At 60.2% G+C, this 19,030-nt stretch carries 17 protein-coding genes, 1 tRNA gene and 1 pseudogene; 9 read left to right on the forward strand and 10 right to left on the reverse strand.

The window, feature by feature from the left end:
* Positions 1-15 precede the first annotated feature (15 nt).
* On the reverse strand, positions 16-1,941 hold the full coding sequence (locus tag ACQY1J_RS05730) for an autotransporter assembly complex protein TamA (protein WP_092659354.1): 1,926 nt from the start codon (positions 1,939-1,941) through the stop codon (positions 16-18).
* Between the two features lie 183 nt (positions 1,942-2,124).
* The gene (locus tag ACQY1J_RS05735) at positions 2,125-2,388 is read right to left on the reverse strand and encodes a glycine zipper domain-containing protein (RefSeq protein WP_062462576.1); all 264 of its coding nucleotides are present in this window, start codon (positions 2,386-2,388) and stop codon (positions 2,125-2,127) included.
* 466 nt (positions 2,389-2,854) lie between these two features.
* Here ACQY1J_RS05735 and hemA point away from each other — a divergent pair, with 466 nt between their 5' ends.
* The gene (gene hemA, locus ACQY1J_RS05740) at positions 2,855-4,069 is read left to right on the forward strand and encodes a 5-aminolevulinate synthase (RefSeq protein ID WP_062581729.1); all 1,215 of its coding nucleotides are present in this window, start codon (positions 2,855-2,857) and stop codon (positions 4,067-4,069) included.
* Positions 4,070-4,198: 129 nt separating this feature from the next.
* Here hemA and dxr read toward each other — a convergent pair whose 3' ends face one another.
* Positions 4,199-5,383, reverse strand: coding sequence for a 1-deoxy-D-xylulose-5-phosphate reductoisomerase (gene dxr / locus ACQY1J_RS05745; RefSeq protein ID WP_430250908.1), 1,185 nt, complete (start codon positions 5,381-5,383; stop codon positions 4,199-4,201).
* Positions 5,384-5,483: 100 nt separating this feature from the next.
* Between dxr and ACQY1J_RS05750 the strand changes: the two genes are divergently transcribed.
* The 3 genes from ACQY1J_RS05750 (at position 5,484) to ACQY1J_RS05760 (ending at position 8,155) form a co-directional block, all read left to right on the forward strand.
* A complete protein-coding gene (locus ACQY1J_RS05750; RefSeq protein ID WP_430250909.1) occupies positions 5,484-6,716 on the forward strand; it encodes an FAD-dependent oxidoreductase in 1,233 nt (410 codons plus the stop codon).
* Between the two features lie 148 nt (positions 6,717-6,864).
* Positions 6,865-7,401: a DUF2937 family protein gene (locus tag ACQY1J_RS05755; protein ID WP_062462586.1), complete on the forward strand. Its 537-nt coding sequence runs from the start codon at positions 6,865-6,867 to the stop codon at positions 7,399-7,401.
* Between the two features lie 376 nt (positions 7,402-7,777).
* Positions 7,778-8,155 (forward strand): DUF982 domain-containing protein, encoded by a 378-nt coding sequence (locus tag ACQY1J_RS05760; RefSeq protein ID WP_325265530.1) that lies wholly within the window; start codon positions 7,778-7,780, stop codon positions 8,153-8,155.
* 340 nt (positions 8,156-8,495) lie between these two features.
* Here the strand turns inward: ACQY1J_RS05760 and ACQY1J_RS05765 are convergent.
* Together ACQY1J_RS05765 and ACQY1J_RS05770 are read right to left on the reverse strand one after the other, a co-directional pair.
* A tRNA-Arg gene (locus tag ACQY1J_RS05765) sits at positions 8,496-8,572 on the reverse strand.
* Between the two features lie 55 nt (positions 8,573-8,627).
* Positions 8,628-9,818, reverse strand: coding sequence for a M20 aminoacylase family protein (locus ACQY1J_RS05770; RefSeq protein ID WP_430250910.1), 1,191 nt, complete (start codon positions 9,816-9,818; stop codon positions 8,628-8,630).
* 178 nt (positions 9,819-9,996) lie between these two features.
* Here ACQY1J_RS05770 and ACQY1J_RS05775 point away from each other — a divergent pair, with 178 nt between their 5' ends.
* The gene (locus ACQY1J_RS05775) at positions 9,997-11,082 is read left to right on the forward strand and encodes a D-alanyl-D-alanine carboxypeptidase family protein (RefSeq protein WP_244474111.1); all 1,086 of its coding nucleotides are present in this window, start codon (positions 9,997-9,999) and stop codon (positions 11,080-11,082) included.
* A gap of 30 nt (positions 11,083-11,112) precedes the next feature.
* Positions 11,113-12,288, forward strand: coding sequence for a CobW family GTP-binding protein (locus ACQY1J_RS05780; protein ID WP_430250911.1), 1,176 nt, complete (start codon positions 11,113-11,115; stop codon positions 12,286-12,288).
* 28 nt (positions 12,289-12,316) lie between these two features.
* Here the strand turns inward: ACQY1J_RS05780 and ACQY1J_RS05785 are convergent, their stop codons facing one another.
* The 5 genes from ACQY1J_RS05785 to ACQY1J_RS05805 all read right to left on the reverse strand — a co-directional run bounded on the left by ACQY1J_RS05785 (position 12,317) and on the right by ACQY1J_RS05805 (position 16,268).
* Complete coding sequence (locus ACQY1J_RS05785; protein WP_113166674.1) at positions 12,317-12,553, reverse strand: sulfurtransferase TusA family protein; 237 nt, start codon at positions 12,551-12,553, stop codon at positions 12,317-12,319.
* A 5-nt stretch (positions 12,554-12,558) separates the two neighbouring features.
* Positions 12,559-13,917, reverse strand: a complete 1,359-nt coding sequence (locus ACQY1J_RS05790; RefSeq protein WP_430250912.1) for a L,D-transpeptidase family protein — start codon at positions 13,915-13,917, stop codon at positions 12,559-12,561.
* A 204-nt stretch (positions 13,918-14,121) separates the two neighbouring features.
* A complete protein-coding gene (locus tag ACQY1J_RS05795; protein ID WP_092659372.1) occupies positions 14,122-15,075 on the reverse strand; it encodes an acetyl-CoA carboxylase carboxyltransferase subunit alpha in 954 nt (317 codons plus the stop codon).
* A 64-nt stretch (positions 15,076-15,139) separates the two neighbouring features.
* Positions 15,140-16,081, reverse strand: coding sequence for a site-specific tyrosine recombinase XerD (gene xerD / locus ACQY1J_RS05800; RefSeq protein ID WP_192085752.1), 942 nt, complete (start codon positions 16,079-16,081; stop codon positions 15,140-15,142).
* A 28-nt stretch (positions 16,082-16,109) separates the two neighbouring features.
* The gene (locus ACQY1J_RS05805; protein WP_092660944.1) at positions 16,110-16,268 is read right to left on the reverse strand and encodes a hypothetical protein; all 159 of its coding nucleotides are present in this window, start codon (positions 16,266-16,268) and stop codon (positions 16,110-16,112) included.
* A gap of 145 nt (positions 16,269-16,413) precedes the next feature.
* On the opposite strand from ACQY1J_RS05805, the gene ACQY1J_RS05810 reads away from it, so the two are divergent.
* The 3 genes and pseudogenes from ACQY1J_RS05810 to ACQY1J_RS05820 form a co-directional block, all read left to right on the forward strand.
* The gene (locus ACQY1J_RS05810) at positions 16,414-17,019 is read left to right on the forward strand and encodes a shikimate kinase (RefSeq protein WP_209902254.1); all 606 of its coding nucleotides are present in this window, start codon (positions 16,414-16,416) and stop codon (positions 17,017-17,019) included.
* Complete coding sequence (aroB, locus tag ACQY1J_RS05815; protein WP_430250913.1) at positions 17,016-18,146, forward strand: 3-dehydroquinate synthase; 1,131 nt, start codon at positions 17,016-17,018, stop codon at positions 18,144-18,146. The genes ACQY1J_RS05810 and aroB overlap by 4 nt, the downstream gene beginning before the upstream one ends.
* Before the next feature lie 20 nt (positions 18,147-18,166).
* Positions 18,167-19,030: pseudogene (locus tag ACQY1J_RS05820) on the forward strand (transporter associated domain-containing protein); the annotation flags it as partial.

Consider the following 19,030-nt stretch of genomic DNA (forward strand, 5'->3'; position numbering starts at 1 on the left):
TGGCAACTTTACCTTTCAGAATGCCTGGCCAATGCCGGCATAAATTCCATACTGGCTACCGTCGTCATAGCGTCGCAACGGAAGCGCGACGTCCAGCCTGATCGGCCCGAAAGGAGTGGCGTAACGCAACCCGATCCCCGCTCCAGCTCTTATATCAGAAAAATCAGGCACGATTTCGGTCGAAACCGTACCGACGTCGAGAAACGGTACGATGCCGATGCTATCTGACACTTTTACGCGCATTTCAAAAGAGGCCACAGTGTAGGATCGTCCGCCCAGCGCTTCGTCATCGCCGTTATAAGGCGAAATTTCGCGATAGGAATAGCCGCGCACCGATCCGCCGCCGCCGGCATAAAAGCGCCTGGTGGCTGGGATGTCCTGCAGCTCGTCGGCGCCGACCAGCGTCCCCGCACTCAGCTTGCCTGCAAACACGACCCGATCCTCTGCACCCAAACCGAGATACCCGGAAATCGAGCCCTCGAAAGACGAGAAAATGCTTTGATTGAAGAACTCATAACTAGGCTTGGCGGAAAGCGTTGCGCGGTAACCTTCGGTTGGGTCCAGTTTGTTGTCACGCGCGTCGCGTTCGAAGCCGACAGGCACGCTGAACGTCAGGTACTCATTCTTTCCGAAGGCATCGTCGGCGAGAATATACGCGACTTCACCGCCGGCGGTGAGCTTGTCGGTGTCGTTGAGTTCGTAGGAAAAGCCGGCCGAATAGGCGATCGACTGCGCGTCGTAGATATCGTCTGGATTTTCGCTCTTGGCTTCCAGGCGCGATTCGAACGTTGCCTCAGGTACGGGAAAGCCCGGCTTGGTAAAGACGATACCGGCGGAATAGTCGAATGTGGTGACGTCGGTCGTTGCGCCGATGCCGGAGACCTTGCCTTCCACGCGCAGCGATTCGGCCTGGCCAAACAGATTGCGATGCCCCCAGTAACCCGAGAGACCCGCTCCATCGAGCGAAGAGTATTCGGCACCAAAGCCGAAATACCGCTGCTTGCCGTCCGAAACCTCGATCATCAGCGGCAGCGATCCATCCGGCGCAAGTGCATCGGATTCCTGAATCGTGACGCTCGAAAACACACCGAGCTCGCGCAGCCGGTCATTGGCCTTTTTCAGCTGCACCGGTGAATAGCGGCCACCCTTGTCGAGGCGGGAATAGCGTTTGATGAAGGCTGGGTCGACTGTGCGCGAGCCTTTGACCGTGACCATGCCAAACGGTGCGATCGGGCCCGAGATGGCGCCGAGCACGACATCGACCGTGTTGGTGCGATGGTCGGCGGTCACCTGCCGTTCGGTCAGCTTGGCAAGCGGTCGACCTTCTGCCTTGACGTCGACCAGCAGCTTTTCGCCGGCTTTCAGAATCACGCGCGAGCCGGCTTCGCCGCCAGGCTCCAGATCGTAGTCCGCGGGGTTACGACCGGCCGCATCCTTGTCGAACCGCACCGAGCCAAGTTTGAAAACCGGTCCGGGTTCGATCTGAACCGTCACGGGAACGGGTGATGAGTGGTCGAAGGTGGGGTTGGGTGGCAGCGCGTCGATATCCGTTCCGGCAACAGAGATACGGACGACCCCGCCATACCGGGCTTCTTCGTAGAGAACAGCAACCAGGCGGTCCCGGTCTTCGCGGGCCTTGATGACGATGCCGAGATCACCGGATACAGGCTCGTCCTTGTCGGCGATCAGCGATGCCGCGGTTTCCAGGCGATCCTTGAGTTTCTTGTCCGCATCACCGGCTTCCAGAGTCGCGTCGTAGCGGACCGGGTCGATCACCTCGACCTTGTCCTCGTCGTCGCCAAACAGTGTAATGCCGAAAAGCTTGAAAGCGTAGGCGCTCTCGATGAGCGCAGGCGAACAAAGAAGGGCGGCCGCAATCGCTGCGACGGAACCGGTCCTCCGGTAATTCATCTTCTTCCGCCCGCTGCTTACGTTCTGCATACGCTAACTTATTGCCGACTTATCACCGCCCCGGCCATCATGACCAGCTCCTGGTCTTGTGTAGCCGCAAATTGTTTAACGGGGTACCCCCGTCTCGTCGATAAGTATGTCTTCATAAATGAAAAAGCCCTGGAGCATGCTCCAGGGCCACAGTCTTGCGGTGCTCGTCGAGCGCCGCTCCGATTAGTAACGGCGCGGGCAATCGTCGATGTAGCGACGGCCGTAGCGATCGCGATAATAGCACTGGCCCGGCTGTTCCGACACGTTGCCGATGACCGCACCGGAAACGCCGCCGATGGCTGCGCCGACTGCTGCGCCGCGGACGTTACCGGTAACTGCGCCGCCAATGATGGCGCCGGATGCAGCGCCGATACCGGCACCCTTTTCAGTCGCGGTGCAGCTCGCGAGAGATGCGCCGAGCACGAGAAGCATCAAAGCCTTTTTCATGAATTCCTCCTGAGTAGTTCCTGCCGGTTGATTGTGTCCGGCGAAACCCTTGCAGGTGCGCACGCCGGGCTTTTGTGCATCCGATGAACAATAGGCCGGCTCTTCAAATAGTCCATATAAGCAAGACACATTCTGATCTCATTCTTCGATGGCTGTGGCAAAAATCCGCTTTCAGTCAGGTTTCGCCGGTATGAAATGGGGATTGATCGGCTGGCCGACTTGGGGAATGATGAGGAGGTGGGGGAAGTCGCATCACGCCAGATCGAGCCGATTGTTCGGAAAGTCGTTCGTCTTTTCGGGGTCGCCTGACTCGTAACGATTTCGGCAGATTTCAATGGTAGTTTCGCTTCATTGGAATTGTTCCAAAAATTCGGACTTTTCGCCGCAGGTCGGGGCAAATTGACCTATTCGGGCTTGACGCATGGCGAAACCGGACCCAAAACCGGGGTAGGTTCTGGAGTGTGACATGGATTTCGAGGCATTTTTCAAAAGCGAACTGGACGGACTTCATTCGGAAGGCCGCTACCGCGTGTTCGCCGATCTCGAGCGGCATCGCGGAAGTTTTCCGCGCGCGACGCGTCATACGCCCGAGGGACCGAGGGAGGTTACCGTCTGGTGTTCCAACGATTATCTCGGCATGGGCCAGAACCCGGCCGTGATCGAGGCCATGCACGAGGCCATTGATCACTGTGGCGCGGGTGCGGGAGGCACCCGGAATATTTCTGGCACCACCCACTACCATGTTCTTCTGGAGCAGGAGCTCGCGGACCTTCACGGCAAGGAATCCTCGCTCGTGTTCACGTCCGGCTATATCTCCAACTGGGCGACGCTGGGTACGCTCGGCCAGAAGATCCCCGGTCTGATCATCTTTTCCGACGCGTTGAACCATGCCTCGATGATCGAGGGCATCCGCTATGCCAAATGCGACCGGGTGATCTGGAAGCATAACGATCTTAACGATCTGGAAGCAAAGCTTGCGGCAGCCGATCCGAAGGCGCCCAAGATGATCGCGTTCGAGAGCGTCTACTCGATGGACGGCGATATCTCGCCGATCAAGGAGATCTGCGATCTTGCCGACAAATACGGTGCGATGACCTATCTCGACGAAGTTCATGCGGTCGGGATGTACGGCCCGCGCGGCGGCGGCATTGCCGAACGCGAAGGCCTCATGGACCGTCTGACGATCATCGAAGGTACGCTTGGCAAGGCTTTCGGCGTCATGGGCGGCTATATCGCGGCATCAACGGCGCTGTGCGACTTCATTCGTTCGTTCGCATCCGGTTTCATCTTCACCACGGCTTTGCCACCGACACTTGCGGCCGGCGCGATCGCTTCGATCCGCCACCTCAAGGCAAGCCCGTTCGAGCGCGTGCGTCACCAGGACCGCGTCAAGAAGCTGCGGATGATGCTCGACCAGCAGGGCATCCCGCATATGCACAACCCAAGCCATATCGTGCCTGTCATGGTCGGCGATGCGGCCAAGTGCAAGTGGATCTCCGACATCCTGCTCGACACCTGCGACGTCTATGTCCAGCCGATCAACTATCCGACGGTTGCGAAAAAGACCGAGCGCCTGCGCATCACACCGACGCCGCTGCATACGGATGCGGATCTGGAACATCTGGTCAGCTCGCTGCATCAGCTGTGGTCGCGCTGCGCATTGGCACGCCAGGTCGCCTGACACGACGTTTGCCTCATCCCCGTGCGTGTCACGGGGATGCCGGGCGCTCCAAGTCGCCCCGTCTTCACATCACGCAATGAACTTGTCTGATCACGCGGCCGTCCCGCCGTAGCCGATGGCTTTCGGCGCTTAGGCGGCCATTTCCCGTTTGTCGATGATTTCGTCGGCAACGCGGCGTGCTTCAGCGTCTGCTGCAAACACGGCGTCCATCGTTGTTGCCGCGTGACCCATCATCGCGTCCATCACGTCTTCGACGACATCCGCCATGGTGAGAAAGCCGATCCTGCCGGCGCAGAAGGCATGAAACGCCATCTCTTCCGCGGCATTCATGATCGCGCCCTGCGCGCCGCCGCGCTCCAGGGCAGTTCGGGCGAGCCTGAGTGCCGGGAATCGAACCTCGTCCGGCGCTTCGAAATCGAGCCTTGCCAGCTTCGCGAAATCGAGCCGCTCCACATTCAGCTTCGGCCGCTCGGGATAGGTCAGCGCATAGCCGATGGCGGTGCGCATATCCGGGCTGCCGAGCTGCGCAATGACGGATCCATCCTGGTAACCCACCATGGAATGAATGATGGACTGCGGATGCACGATCACCTCGATCTGGTCCGGCCTGATATTGAACAGGTGCTTCGCCTCGATGATTTCAAGCGCCTTGTTGAACATCGAGGCGCTGCCGATTGAGATCTTTAGCCCCATGGACCAGTTGGGATGGGCGCGGGCAACCTCTGCCGTGACGCCGGCCATCTCCTCGCGGCTCCATGTCCGGAACGGTCCGCCGGACGCGGTCAGAACGATGCGTTCGACTGCATGGTGCTGGTCGTCTTCCAGCGACTGGAAGATCGCGCTGTGCTCACTGTCGACCGGGATCAGCCGACCGCCGCCCTCGGCCACCGCCCGAACGAAGAGTTCGCCGGCGGAAACCAGGCACTCCTTGTTGGCAAGGGCGATGTCTGCTCCGCGCTCCGCAGCAGCAAGCGTCGGCGCAAGGCCGGCAGTCCCGACGATTGCCGCCATCACCAGGTCGGATGGTCGTGCACCCGCTTCGATCAGCGCCGCGCGTCCTGCCGCGACCTCGATCCCGGTGCCTGACAGTGCCGATTTCAGCGCGTCGTAATGGGCATCATCGGCGGTTACGGCCAGCGCTGCACCGCAGGCTATCGCCTGCTCGGCCAGCAATGTGACATTGGCGTTGCCGGTAATTGCCACGACATCGAATGCGTCGCGCCCGCCAAGCTGGCTCACGACATCGAGCGTGTTGACGCCGATCGAGCCGGTGGAACCAAGAATGCTGATGCGACGCTTGCCGGTTTCGGCCATGGTATGTCCTGTCTTTACGGTGACCGCTGGTCTAAAAGAGAAAGCGGCGGCTCACAAGTGTAAGCGCTCAACTCCGAACTTTCGAAGAGCCCGATAGGTCATGACGGATATGCAGACGATCGAGACCCAGACGATCGAAACCCAGTGTGTCATCGCCGGGGCAGGGCCGGCGGGCCTGATGCTGGGCTTTCTTCTGGCGCGGGCCGGCGTCGATGTGGTCGTGCTCGAAAAGCACGCGGATTTCCTGCGCGATTTCCGTGGCGACACCATCCATCCCTCGACGCTGGAAGTGATCACAGAGCTCGGCCTGATCTACGACTTTCTGGCACTGCCGCACACAAGGGCGCCAAAGCTTTCCGCGCAGATGGGCGGCGAGACGATCACCGTGGCGGATTTCTCCCGCCTGCCGGTCAAGAACCGTTTCATCGCCTTCATGCCGCAATGGGATTTTTTGAATTTCATGGCAAGGCAGGCGCAAAGCTATCCCAATTTCAAGCTGATCATGGATGCCAAGGTAACCGGGCTCATCGAGGAGAAGGACGCAATTGCCGGCCTCTGCGTCGAAACGCCGGATGGTCCGCTGACCATCCGCTCGCAACTCGTCGTCGGGGCCGATGGCCGCAATTCCATCATCCGGGAAAAGGCCGGCCTCACTGTCGAAAGCTTTGGAGAGCCGAGCGAAGTCCTGTGGATGAAGCTTTCCAAGCAGAAGGATGACCCGAACGAGGTGATGGGGCATGCCGGTCCAAGCCAGGGTCTGGTGCTGATCGACCGGGGTGACTACTGGCAATGCGGCTATGTGGTCCGTCGCACGACCTATGCAGACATCCGCGAAAAAGGCATCGAGGCTTTTCGTCAGCGAGTGGTGGACGTTTCGCCGCTTCCGGCCGCGCGGATGGCGGAGATCTCCTCCTTCGACGACGTCAGCCTTTTGACCGTACGGATCGACCGGCTGACACAATGGTGGCGCAGCGGCCTGATCTGCATCGGCGATGCGGCGCATGCGATGTCGCCGATCGGCGGCGTTGGCGTCAACCTTGCCATCCAGGATGCGGTGGCGACGGCAAACATTCTGGCAAAGCCGCTGCGCGAAAACAGGCTCTCGGATGCGGATCTCGCGGCCGTGGAAAAGCGCCGCAGCTTTCCGACGCGCGCCACGCAGAAACTGCAGCTGATGATGCGCTCGAGCCGCCGCAGCGATGAGGGCGATGCGCAAAAACGCAAAGGCCCGCCCGCTTTTATCCGCGGCATCGCCCGCTTTCCGCTTCTCGCCCATCTCTCGGGACGACTGATGGGCCTCGGCTTCCGTATGGAGCATGTCCGCAAGACCTGAACCGTTCGCCGTGGGTTTTCAGATCGACGAGGTCGGCGCAGCGGGAAAAGCGCAACTTTGAGGCGCCTCAAAATGACACCAGTATTCCTGCCCGCAACCTTTCCAGGTATCTCCCGTTGTGAAAGGGGTCCACGAACGGGGTGATGCGATGCTGATGTTCGGACGAATGCTGACGATGGCTGCAGCGATACTGGGCGGCCTCTTTTTCTCTCAGGCGCCCGAGTTTGCCCAGCAATACCGCCAGCGCATCGGCGGCGCGCTCGATGAGCTGAAGGTGATGATCACCCAGTTCGACACCCAGGCCAACCACCACGGTCTTGGCCGGCAAGAAGCGCTCAACGTCTATTCGAGCTCGCCGGAAACCTTCCTGCGCGACCAAGGCGACACGATGCGCGGCATCTTTCAGCGTTACGAGACTTTGCTGACGCAGCAGGATGAACTGATCAAGGCCTCGCTGCCGATCAAGCCATTCGTGGTGATGCGCAACGCCGACCCAATGACCTTCACCAATACCTGGCGCGACTACGTGCCGGCGGTGCCGATCGACGCCGCAGGCCTCATCTGGGCCGGCGGCGGCTTCTTCGCCGGCTGGCTGCTCGCCGGCATTCTCGGTTTTGTGCTCAAGGGGGCGACCCGCCCATTTCGCACAAACCGCGGCAGCAAGCAGGCCACGCCGCAAGTATAGACGAGGAGGGTGCGGAATTGGTGATCCCGAATGGACGGCGAAATCTCCGAGAACGTAATCCCGGGAACAGGGAATATTCGTAGGGAGAAACGCGACATCCTTCCGAAAGCGCGTTCTCAGCTACGGGAGCGGGCCTTCTGGAAGTGAAAGGCGTGGCGCAGTATGTAGACATCGTGCACTGGTATAGGAGTTTGGCCTGCTGGCGCCACACGTTGGCCAAGTACCCGCTTTCTATAGGTATCGACTTCAAGTCGATCTCGTACATTGGCGCCGATCTACTACATCGCCAGGTCCTCTTTTCCACACGACAGTCACCAGCCCCGCTCAAGTATTGCTCGCTAAATTAGTTCTACTTGCGGATTGGGCGAGCATAGCCATGGCTGAATGGGACAACGTCGTCACCATCGAGTTGCGGGGGGAAACCAAGACCTTTGTGCGTATCAAAAGCACGAAGGAGGCGGCGAAGTATTTGATCGAAGCGTGGCCGGGTTCCCGGGACGCAGCTTACCATGATGCCGTGGTCGCCTGCGCTGGAGCATTGAGGGGCCTCACGAACGAAAGACGCGTTGTCGAAGTGCTGTGTAAGGCGGCTTCGTCGTCCAACCTGATCGCTTACGACAGCATCGATGCTTTCGAGGCAGAGATGATCAGCGCAATCAGAATGGCCTTGGACACCGATCTTCAATCTTGTCTCGAGGCAACGTTAGATAAATTCGAGCCAAACAGTATAAATTTCGTCGAGGTCGGGATTTAGTTGATCCGCTGTTTGATGAAGTTTGCAGGCGCTCTATTGTGTATGAAAGAGCCATGCGAAAATTGAAGCCTGGCCAAAATCGAGACGTTGAGCATGGCCGCAGCAAAGCAGTTACGATGGCTTGGGTCGAAGCAAATCCTTTGCAACTACGAGTTCTCGCCACGGTTCTGAGTTTGCGTATTTCGACGGTAGCGGATGGTTGTGGTGCTGAGCTGTTTTTACTGTGCAGCAACGCATCACGTCGCGGGTAACGGCTGAGCGAACTCGGACGTAATCAGCCAGCGAATGATCAGTTTGTGGGAACGCGGGAACGCGGACGTCCCATAAGTCCTGCAAATAATGGTGATCCCAATTGGATTCGAACCAATGGCCTCAAGATTAGGAATCTTGCGCTCTATCCTGCTGAGCTATGGGACCACTCGGCAAAACCCATACAAAAGGTGATGCGTTTAGCCAAGTGTTTTTCTGCGGGTTATGGTGACAGGCGCTGCTCCGTGAGCTTGACCCAGTAGGAGATGCCGTAGGCGAGGGCTTCGTCGTCGAAGTCGTAGTTGGGGTTGTGCAGCGCTGCCGTATCGCCGTTGCCGATGAAGATGAAGGCGCCGGGGCGGCGTTTGAGCATGAAGGCGAAGTCTTCGCCGGCCATGGTCGGTTCGACGTTGGCATCCACATTGGCGGCGCCGACGATCGATGAGGCGACGCCGATTGCGTGGTCGGTCTCGCTGTCGTGGTTGGAGGTGACAGGGCATTTGCGCTCATAGTCGATCGACCAGCCGGCGCCGTGGGCGCTTGCCAAGCCTTCGACGATCTGGCGGATGCGGTTTTCGGCGAGATCGCGGGTGTCCTCGTTCAGCGTGCGCACGGTGCCCATGATGATCGCGTTGTCGGGGATGATATTGTGTGTCGTTCCGGCATCGAAGCGGGTCACTGATATCACCACCGACTGGACGGGGTCCGCATTGCGGGCGGCGATTGCCTGCAGGCTGCCCACCAGCTGCGAGCCGATGAAGATCGGATCGATGGTCTTGTGAGGCTGGGCCGCGTGGCCGCCGCGACCCTTGATGGTGATGGTGAAGCGGTCGGGTGCTGCCATGATGCCGCCCTTGCGGATCGCGAACTGGCCGACGGGAATGCCCGGCATATTGTGCATGCCATAGACTTCGTCGATGCCGAAGCGTTCCATCATGCCGTCTTCGATCATCGCCAGCGCGCCGGCACCGCCTTCTTCGGCGGGCTGGAAGATCAGCGCCACGGTGCCGTCGAAATTGCGGGTTTCGGCGAGGTATTTTGCAGCACCCAGCAGCATGGACGTGTGCCCGTCATGGCCGCAGGCATGCATCTTCCCAGGGGTTTTCGAGGCCCATGGCTTGCCCGTGAGCTCGGTCAGCGGCAGCGCATCCATGTCGGCGCGCAGACCGATCGTGCGTCCGCTGGCGTTTGCGCCTGTACCCGCGTCTGCGCCGCCCTTGCCCCTGATGATGCCGACAACGCCGGTGCGGCCGATGCCGGTCGCGACCTCATCGACGCCGAATTCCTTCAGCTTAGCGGCTACGAAGGCTGCGGTCTCAACGACGTCATAGAGAATCTCAGGGTTTTCGTGGAGATGTCGGCGCCATTCGCTAACTTCGCCTTGAAGTTCGGCGGCGCGGTTCAAGATGGGCATTCGGATTTCCTGTGCTGCTGCTCATAAGGTTGTGACCCATCCTCCCGAAGGGAGTGTGCCTCGCCTGATTGACGTAATCAATCATCTTTGCCATTGCTTGGCCACAGTGGCCACATATGCGCCAAACGTTTCGGGCCTCCATTCCCGGCTCCAGCGACGAGGAACGCTCTTGTCATTCTTGCATCTGAAATCCGCGACCGCCGTTCGGGTGGTCTCCGCCATTGCGGCACTAGGCCTCCTCGTTTCCGCCGGCAGCGCTGCGGCCAATCCGCGGCTGATCGTTGATGTGAAGAGCGGGCGGGTCATCGCCCATCAGGATGCGTTCCTGAAATGGTATCCGGCTTCACTGACCAAGCTGATGACGGCCTATGTCACCTTCAAGGCGATCAAAAGCGGCCGTCTTTCGCTCGAAACCCAGGTGGTGATGAGCAAGAAGGCGACGGACCAGCCGGCCAGCAAGATGTATTTCAAACCGGGCACGCGGCTGACGCTCGACAATGCGATGAAGATCCTTCTCGTCAAGTCTGCCAACGATATCGCCGTGGCCGTCGCCGAAACGGTGGGCGGCTCGCTCGACCAGTTCGTGGAAATGATGAATTCCGAAGCGCAGGGGCTCGGCATGGCGTCCAGCCACTTCATCAATCCGCATGGCTTGCCCGGCAAGGGCCAGTTTACCACGGCGCGCGATCTTGCCGTGCTGACGCTGGCGCTGAAGCGGGAATTTCCGCAGTACCAGAGCTATTTCTCGCTGGAAGGCATCGATACCGGCAAGAAGCAGTATCCGAACTTCAACACGCTGATCGGCCGCTTTGATGGGGCCGACGGCATGAAGACCGGCTTCATCTGTGCCGCCGGCTTCAACCAGATCGGCTCGGCCACCCGCAACGGCCGCACGGTGATTTCGGTCGTGCTCGGGTCCGACAGTCTCGCCGGCCGTGCGGATGATACTGCGAACCTTCTGCAGCAGGGGCTCACCTCCCAGGCAAACGAAGGCGTGCCGCTCGCCTCGCTGCCGCCCTATGGAAACACGGCCGAGGTGAATGATGTCAGCGCCGAGATCTGCAATCCGAAGGCTGCCAAAGTCCGCAGTGAAAATCGCGACGATGCCGGGCGCACCGTTCTGCATTCGCCCTATATTCACGAGATGACGCGGCCACCGCAATATGCGGTGACAAGCCTCATCCTCGGCGGTGAAGACGTGCCGGATGCCAATACGGGGACTAAGTCCGTACCGATCCCGCAGCCGCGCCCAGCCAATCTCTAAAAAGCTGGCTGAACTTTAAGGTACCAAAACATGTCGTTTAGCGGTCGCATTCCGGTTTCCATCCTCACCGGCTTTCTGGGGGCGGGCAAGTCCACGCTTCTCAACCGGATCCTGAAGGATCCGGCAGCCAGCAACACGGCCGTCATCATCAACGAATTCGGCGATGTGAGCATCGACAATTTCCTGGTCGAAAGCTCAGGCGATGCATTGCTTGAGCTTTCCAATGGCTGCCTGTGCTGCACCGTGCGCGGTGAACTCATCGATACGCTCGCCACGCTGATGGACGGCGTGCAGACCGGGCGGCTGAAGCCGATCCACCGGGTGGTCATCGAAACGACAGGCCTTGCCGATCCGGCGCCGGTCATGCAGTCGGTCATGGGCAATCCCGTCATCGCGCAAAATTTCGAGCTGGACGGCGTCGTCACCGTCGTCGATGCGGTCAACGGTATCTCGACGCTCGATCGTCATCCGGAAGCGGTCAAGCAGGCTGCGGTCGCCGACCGGCTGGTTCTGTCCAAGCTTTCCATGTCGAGCCCGAAGGAGATCGAGGCGCTGCGGGCCAGGCTGCGCGCGCTCAATCCGCGGGCGCCCATCGTCGATGGCGATGACGAAAGTGCCGGTGCCGCGGCGATCCTGATCAACGGGCTCTACGATCCGGAAACAAAGATCGCCGATGTCGGCCGCTGGTTGCGGGAAGAGGTGGCGCACGATCACGCGCATGAGGCTCATGGGCACGGGCACGATGGGCACGGGCACGGGCACGACCATCACGACCATAAGCACGATCCCCATGATCACGGCCACCATCATCACGATGTAAACCGGCACGGCGCCAACATTCGCTCCTTCTCGATCATCCACGACAAGCCGATCGAGCCGATGGCGCTCAGCATGTTCGTGGATCTGCTGCGCTCGGCGCATGGCGAAAAGCTTCTGCGCATGAAGGCGATCGTGGCGATGTCCGATAATCTCGAGCGTCCGCTGGTGCTGCACGGCGTGCAAAGCATTTTCCATCCGCCGGAACGATTGGCGAAATGGCCCGATGGCTCCGATCGGCTGACGCGCATGGTGCTGATCACCCAGGATCTGCCGGAGGCGTTCGTGCAGGATCTTTTCGCGGCCTTCACCGGCAAGCCGCAGATCGACCGGCCGGATCGTGCAGCGCTCGAAGACAATCCGCTCGCCGTGCCGGGTATGCAGTTCTAAGGCTGCGTCTTTGATGCTGTCGCCGGGATCAACCCTTGCGGATCACGAACCTGTGCCCCGTCTCCGTCCGCTCGGACGAGAGCAGGGCGTGGCCGTCCTGGCTGCAGAAATGCGGGATATCGATGCCGGCAAGCGGATCGGTGGTTTCCAGGGTAAGGGACGCGCCCGTCTCCATGAACTTCAGACGCTTGCGGGTCTTCAGCACGGGCAGGGGGCATTTCAGCCCGCGAAGATCATAGGTCTCTCCGAGGGCTTCGACAGGCATTGCCGTCAGTCCTTGGACCAGAACTTCCAGGCGGGCTTCTTGGCGGTCTCGGTCACCGGCTGCGTTGCCGTATAGGCAAGCGGGTTCTGTTCCGGCACTGGCACGGCAACGGTCGTTCCCTGCGCCGTCTGAACGGTCGGCGTTGCAGCCTGTGGTGCCGGCGCCGATGGAACGCTGGCGGTCTGGGCGCCACGCAACTGCGTATTGGCAATCGAGCCGGTCGTCGTTGCAGGCAGGCGGTCCTGCTTTACCATCATGCGCTCGTTGATCGAGGCTGTACGGGCAGACGTCGGGCCGGCGGAGGCAAGCACGGTGGTCGCCGGCTTCTCGCCGCCCGAGGCCATGCGCTTTTCCATCATCTGCTTGAATTCCGACTGGCTCAGCAGCTTGCCGGCTTCCAGCGACGTGCCTGTTGGTGCATAGGCGAGTTCACGGCCCTTGCGCTTGCCGGCAACGACGGCCTTGCGCTCGGCTTCCGTCGGCTCGTACCAGACCTTGCCGTCATACTTGTCCATCGCCTTCTGATAGGCGAGTTCGTAGGTCTTGGAATAGGACGACAGTGCGGATACCAGCGTCGGCGGCGTCGACATGGTCGGGCAGGCGGCGGCCGGTGCGAACTTGCCGTTGCTGTCGGTCTGCTGGTTGAAAACGTACTTCTTTTCGCAGACGTTCACTTCCGGCGGGCGCTTCGTCACTTCGAAATTGTCGTAGCCGGTCTTGATCATCTTCCAGAAGTCGTAGTTCTGGTTGTCGCGGTGGCGCACCATGTTTTCCGCGCTCATGCGGAAGGGAAGCGCCTGCAGCTGGATCGAGGTCTGGCCGCCCTGGAAGGCGTCGCGTGCAAAGGCGTAGATTTCCAGAACCTGTTCGTCGGTCATGGAGTAGCAACCCGACGACGAGCAGGCGCCGTGGATCATCAGATTGGTGCCGCTGCGGCCGTTGGCAGCGTCATAGCGGTTCGGGAAGCCGGTGTTGATGGCGAGATAATACTGCGAATTGGGGTTCAGGTGCGCAGGGGTCAGGCTGTAGAAGCCTTCCGGCGCCTGACGGTCGCCTTCCTTCACCTTTGGTCCGAGCTTGCCGGACCAGGCGCAGATATCATAGCTCTTGATGACGTCGAAGCGGTTGTCGGCCTTCGCCTTCCAGATCTCGAGCTTACCCTCTTCCTTGAGGATACGGATCATGATCGGCGACTGGCGCGGCATGTTCCTCTTTTGCATCTCGGCAACGATGCTGGAAGGAAGAGGCTGCTCCTTCTTGTTCTTGACGGTCGAGAGATCGATCTTTGCAGAGTCCAGCGTATCGTTACAGCCGGTCAGGGCCGTTGCGACAAGAAGGGCGAAGGCGATGTGTTTCAGGCGCATCGAGACAAACCACATATCAGGAATGGCGAACAAAACCGTACGAGACACGATCAATAAGACGGTAAGCTTTACATCTTCTTAAACGCTTGCACGCGGCTGTCTAGCGAAACCGCCGCGGTTTTCACCGCACACCGGCAATTGCCAAAGTCCTATACCGGCGATTTTGGCAATTTCAGGGGCAGACGATCGGTTTTACGCCTGATCCTACAGGTTGCGGCCGATATCGAGGAATTTCTGCCGGCGCTGGTTGCGCAACTCGATGCCGGAGAGCTTTCCAAGTTCTTCCAGAGCCGAAGCAATCACCTTGCCGGTGGCAGCAATAACGGTTTCCGGGTCGCGATGGGCGCCGCCGATCGGCTCCGGAATGATCTCGTCGATGATGCCGAGACCCTTCAGGTCGTCGGAGGTGATCTTCATGTTGGTCGCAGCTTCACGGGCGCGGGTCGAATCGCGCCACAGGATCGAAGCTGCACCTTCAGGCGAAATCACCGAATAGATCGAATGCTCCAGCATGTAGACCCGGTTGCCGGTGGCGATGGCAATCGCACCGCCGGAGCCGCCTTCGCCGATGACGATCGAGATCAACGGGACTTTCACGCCGAGGCACATTTCCGTCGAGCGGGCGATGGCTTCCGCCTGGCCGCGCTCTTCCGCGCCAACGCCCGGATAGGCGCCTGCCGTATCGATCAGCGAAATGATCGGCAGACCGAAGCGGTCGGCCATTTCCATGATGCGGATCGCCTTGCGATAGCCTTCAGGACGCGGGCTGCCGAAATTGTGCTTCAGGCGACTCTTGGTGTCGTGACCCTTTTCCTGGCCCATCAGCGCGACAGGCATACCGTTGAAACGGGCAAGGCCTGCCTGGATCGCCGCGTCTTCACCGAAATTGCGGTCGCCGGCAAGCGGCGTGAAATCGGTAAACAGCTTTGCGGCATAATCGACGAAATGCGGGCGCTGCGGATGGCGGGCAACCTGCGTCTTCTCCCAGGCGCCGAGCTTGGAATAGATGTCCTTGACCGCTTCCTTCACCCGGCCTTCAAGGCGGGTAATCTCGTCGGTCGTGTCTATGCCTTCATTCTCGTCCGTGAGCTTCTTGAGCTCGTGGATCTTGCCCTCGAGGTCAGAGATTGGCTTTTCGAAGTCGAGATACGTTTGCATGAGATCCGGTTTCCGGTTGTTTTTCTCTTGAGGAACGTAGCGTTCCAATTTTCGATCGGGGCTTCTAATCCCGGTTTTTGGCCTGTTTTGCAAGAGGGTGATGTGTTTGCACCGTCTGGCGAAGCCGTTCTTCCAGGACATGAGTGTATATTTGAGTGGTGGAAATGTCTGAATGTCCAAGCAGTTCCTGTACCACTCGAAGGTCGGCGCCGTTTGCCAAAAGATGGCTTGCAAAGGCGTGACGCATCACATGCGGCGAGATCGCAGCGGTTTTTAAGCCCGCCCGCGCCGCCAGTCCCTTGAGGTCGCGGGCGAAAACCTGGCGGGGAAGATAACCTTCCTTGCTGCTGGAAGGGAAGAGCCAGATGCTCTCCGCATCTTTTTCGCGGCTGCTCCGCATTTCGCCATAAACTTTCATCGCGGCGATGGCCGAGCGGGAGAGCGGCACCAGCCGTTCTTTGTTGCCCTTGCCGCGCACCATCAGGAACCGGCCTTCCTGGTCCAGCACCTTTGCCGGCAGTGAGACGAGTTCGCTCACCCGCATCCCCGTTGCATACAGAAGCTCGAGCAGCGCCAGCATGCGGGCGCGGGAAATCTGATCGGGTCCCGGCTGTGCCGCTTCCTCGATGGCAAGACTTAAGAGACGTGTCACGTCTGCCTCGGTCATGATCTTCGGCAGCGAACGGCCCTTCTTCGGGGCGTCCAGAATGGATGTCGGATCGTCGGTCCGAAGGCCTTCGGCATAGAGGAACTTGTAGAATTGCCGCATGGCAGAAAGGCGTCTTGCCTGCGAGGACGCGGCAAAGCCCTGCTTGCCGAGATGGCTAAGATAGGCCGACAGATCGGCGCTTTGCGCAGACGACGGCGTCGATTTGTGGGTCGCGAGGAAGGAATGCATGTCCTCCAGATCGCGCTCATAGGACGAAAGCGTGTTCATCGCCGCACCGCGTTCGGCGCTCATCATTTCCAGAAAGGCTTCGATGTGAGCGCGAGACAGGTCTGCCATCGGTACGTCCTAGCCCTTATTCGGGCGGTCAGGGCTTCTGGGCGGGCGGGTTCAGCCGCTCGGAGGGCACGCGCACCGTGACATCGCGTTCGCGCGGCTCCACCAGAAAGACCAGTGCCACCATGCTTCCGTAGATGATGCCAGCGATCACCGCGAGCACGAATAGAAACCGGAACAGGGTAGGCATCGAGAACTCCGCTTCGTTGCGCTGCACTATATCCGTAAATGTTTATAGATCGACAAGAAGAAACGGTGAGGGCGGTGTTTCAGGCGCCGCGCGGCTTGACGCCCATCCCGCATTTGTCGATACCGTTTCGCAAACGGACGAGACGATGAACGAAGTTGCATCCATTGCGGAACAGTCGCTCAAGCAGCGGGCGAGCGCGGCACTCGGTGGCCGCAACCTGACCCTTGTCGGCCTGATGGGAGCGGGCAAGTCGGTGATCGGAAAGCTGGTCGCCCAGGCGCTCAACGTGCCCTTCGTCGATACGGACGCGGAAATCGAAAAAGTTTCCCGCATGACGATCTCGGAGCTTTTTGCCGCATACGGCGAAACGGAATTCCGGGCACTGGAAACGCGGGTCATCGAGCGGTTGCTGAAGCAGGGACCGCGGGTGGTCTCGACCGGCGGCGGTGCCTTCATCAACGAGGCGACCCGCGCGCAGATCAAGGCCGGCGGCGTTTCGCTGTGGCTGAAGGCGGATCTGGATGTTCTGTGGGAGCGCGTCAACCGGCGCGATCACCGCCCGCTTCTGAAAACCGAAAACCCGAAGCAGACGCTGGAGAACCTGATGATCCAGCGCTACCCGATCTATGCCGAAGCCGATCTCACCGTGCTGTCGCATAATGTCCGCAAGGACGTGATGGTCAACGAGGTGCTAAAAGCGCTGGCCGGGCTTCCCAAGGCCGGCCTTGCAAAGACAGGTGACATGCCATGAACCAATTCTCCCGTGCTTCCGAACGCCTGGTGCATGTGCCGCTCCAAGGGCGCGCCTACGATATTCTGATCGGCCCCGGCCTCATCGAGCGCGCGGGCGGCGAGATCACGTCGCGGCTGAAAGGCCGGCGCGCGGCGATCGTAACGGACGAAAACGTGGCACCGCTCTATCTCGAAGCGCTGATGGACAGCCTCCAGACCGATGGCATCGAAGCCGTGTCGCTGACGCTGCCGGCCGGCGAAAAGACCAAGAGCCTCGAACACCTGTCAACGGTGTGCGACATGGTTCTGTCGGCCCGGATCGAACGTAACGATGCCGTGATCGCGCTTGGCGGCGGCGTGATCGGCGATCTCGCAGGTTTTGCGGCAGGCATCGTGCGGCGTGGCGTGCGCTTCGTGCAGATCCCGACCTCGCTTCTGGCGCAGGTGGATTCGTCCGTCGGCGGCAAGACGGGCATCAACACCCGTCACGGCAAGAACCTGCTCGGCGTCTTCCATCAGCCGGATCTGGTTCTCGCCGATACCGCAGCCCTCGACACGCTGTCCGAGCGGGAGTTTCGGGCAGGTTACGCCGAGGTCGCCAAATACGGACTGATCGACCAGCCGGATTTCTTCGAATGGCTGGAAAAGAACTGGAAGGCCGTGTTCTCAGGTGCGCCGGAGCGGATCGAGGCGATTGCCAGAAGCTGCCAGTCGAAATCCGATGTGGTGGTCGAAGACGAGCGCGAGACCGGCCGTCGGGCGCTTCTCAATCTCGGCCACACGTTCGGCCATGCGCTGGAAGCCGCCGTCGACTATGACGGAAGGCGCCTCGTTCATGGTGAAGGCGTCGCGATCGGCATGGTTCTGGCCTACCAGTTTTCGGCCCGCATGAACCTTGCAAGCCCTGATGATGCCAGCCGCGTCGAGGCGCATCTGAAGGCCGTCGGCCTGCCGACCCGGATCAGCGACATTCCGGGCGAACTGCCGCCGACGCAAAGGCTTCTCGATGCGATTGCGCAGGACAAGAAGGTCAAGAGCGGCAAGCTCACCTTTATCCTCACCCACGGGATCGGCCAGTCCTTTGTTGCCGACGATGTACCGTCTTCCGAAGTGCTGAGCTTTCTTGACGAAAAGCGGAGCCGATGAGCGCGAAACGCAGCCTGCCATCGCGCCTGCTGAACGCGGTCATCCGCCGCCTGCTTCGCATGTCCGGCCTGTCGCTGTCACCGGAAACGCTGGTCTTTGCGGACCGCGACGATCTGCATTCGGCACTCGAGGCCCGGCACCGGGAGCGCGATCCCGTGCAGCGGGACCGCAACCGGCTGAGCGGACTGTTCGAGCTTCAGGAGCTCGAAGTCTCCGACGTTATGCGGCATCGCACCGTCATGCGCGCCTTGAACGCCGACGATCCGCCCGAGGTTCTGGTGCGCACCGTGTTGGAAAGCCCCTATACCCGCATGCCGGTGTGGCGCAATTCGACCGAAAACATTATCGGCGTGCTGCATGCCAAGGACCTGTTGCGCACACTTGCCGACGTGGAGGCCGACGGGGCCCCTGTCGATGTTGTGAAGATCGCCCAGCGGCCGTGGTTTGTGCCTGATAGTACCAGCCTCAAGGACCAGCTTGCCGCGTTCCTGAAGCGCAAGGTGCATTTCGCGGTCGTGGTCGACGAATATGGCGAGGTGCAGGGCATCGTCACGCTGGAGGATATTCTCGAGGAAATCGTCGGCGATATCGCAGACGAGCACGATATCGAGGTCCGTGGCGTGCGCCAGGAAGCGGACGGCTCGATCCTGGTCGATGGCTCGGTGCCGATCCGAGATCTCAACCGGGCGCTCGGCTGGAGCCTTCCGGATCAGGAGGCAACGACGATCGCCGGCCTCGTCATTCACGAATCCAAGCTCATCCCCGAAGAGCGCCAGGCCTTCACCTTCCACGGCAAGCGCTTCATCGTCCTGAAGCGCGAGAAGAACCGCATCACGCGGCTGAGAATCCGCCCGGCAGCCGAGACAGCGCTGCCCGGCGAATAA

The organism is Neorhizobium sp. DAR64860/K0K1 (assembly GCF_050500205.1).
Lineage (GTDB): Bacteria > Pseudomonadota > Alphaproteobacteria > Rhizobiales > Rhizobiaceae > Neorhizobium > Neorhizobium soli.

What these genes read in the sequence shown, in the direction of transcription:
- ACQY1J_RS05730 (WP_092659354.1), bottom strand. Translation starts at nt 1,941, where the DNA reads ATGCAGAACGTAAGCAGCGGGCGGAAGAAGATGAATTACCGGAGGACC.
- ACQY1J_RS05735 (WP_062462576.1), bottom strand. Translation starts at nt 2,388, where the DNA reads ATGAAAAAGGCTTTGATGCTTCTCGTGCTCGGCGCATCTCTCGCGAGC.
- hemA (WP_062581729.1), top strand. Translation starts at nt 2,855, where the DNA reads ATGGATTTCGAGGCATTTTTCAAAAGCGAACTGGACGGACTTCATTCG.
- dxr (WP_430250908.1), bottom strand. Translation starts at nt 5,383, where the DNA reads ATGGCCGAAACCGGCAAGCGTCGCATCAGCATTCTTGGTTCCACCGGC.
- ACQY1J_RS05750 (WP_430250909.1), top strand. Translation starts at nt 5,484, where the DNA reads ATGACGGATATGCAGACGATCGAGACCCAGACGATCGAAACCCAGTGT.
- ACQY1J_RS05755 (WP_062462586.1), top strand. Translation starts at nt 6,865, where the DNA reads ATGCTGATGTTCGGACGAATGCTGACGATGGCTGCAGCGATACTGGGC.
- ACQY1J_RS05760 (WP_325265530.1), top strand. Translation starts at nt 7,778, where the DNA reads ATGGCTGAATGGGACAACGTCGTCACCATCGAGTTGCGGGGGGAAACC.
- ACQY1J_RS05770 (WP_430250910.1), bottom strand. Translation starts at nt 9,818, where the DNA reads ATGCCCATCTTGAACCGCGCCGCCGAACTTCAAGGCGAAGTTAGCGAA.
- ACQY1J_RS05780 (WP_430250911.1), top strand. Translation starts at nt 11,113, where the DNA reads ATGTCGTTTAGCGGTCGCATTCCGGTTTCCATCCTCACCGGCTTTCTG.
- ACQY1J_RS05785 (WP_113166674.1), bottom strand. Translation starts at nt 12,553, where the DNA reads ATGCCTGTCGAAGCCCTCGGAGAGACCTATGATCTTCGCGGGCTGAAA.
- ACQY1J_RS05790 (WP_430250912.1), bottom strand. Translation starts at nt 13,917, where the DNA reads ATGCGCCTGAAACACATCGCCTTCGCCCTTCTTGTCGCAACGGCCCTG.
- ACQY1J_RS05795 (WP_092659372.1), bottom strand. Translation starts at nt 15,075, where the DNA reads ATGCAAACGTATCTCGACTTCGAAAAGCCAATCTCTGACCTCGAGGGC.
- xerD (WP_192085752.1), bottom strand. Translation starts at nt 16,081, where the DNA reads ATGGCAGACCTGTCTCGCGCTCACATCGAAGCCTTTCTGGAAATGATG.
- ACQY1J_RS05805 (WP_092660944.1), bottom strand. Translation starts at nt 16,268, where the DNA reads ATGCCTACCCTGTTCCGGTTTCTATTCGTGCTCGCGGTGATCGCTGGC.
- ACQY1J_RS05810 (WP_209902254.1), top strand. Translation starts at nt 16,414, where the DNA reads ATGAACGAAGTTGCATCCATTGCGGAACAGTCGCTCAAGCAGCGGGCG.
- aroB (WP_430250913.1), top strand. Translation starts at nt 17,016, where the DNA reads ATGAACCAATTCTCCCGTGCTTCCGAACGCCTGGTGCATGTGCCGCTC.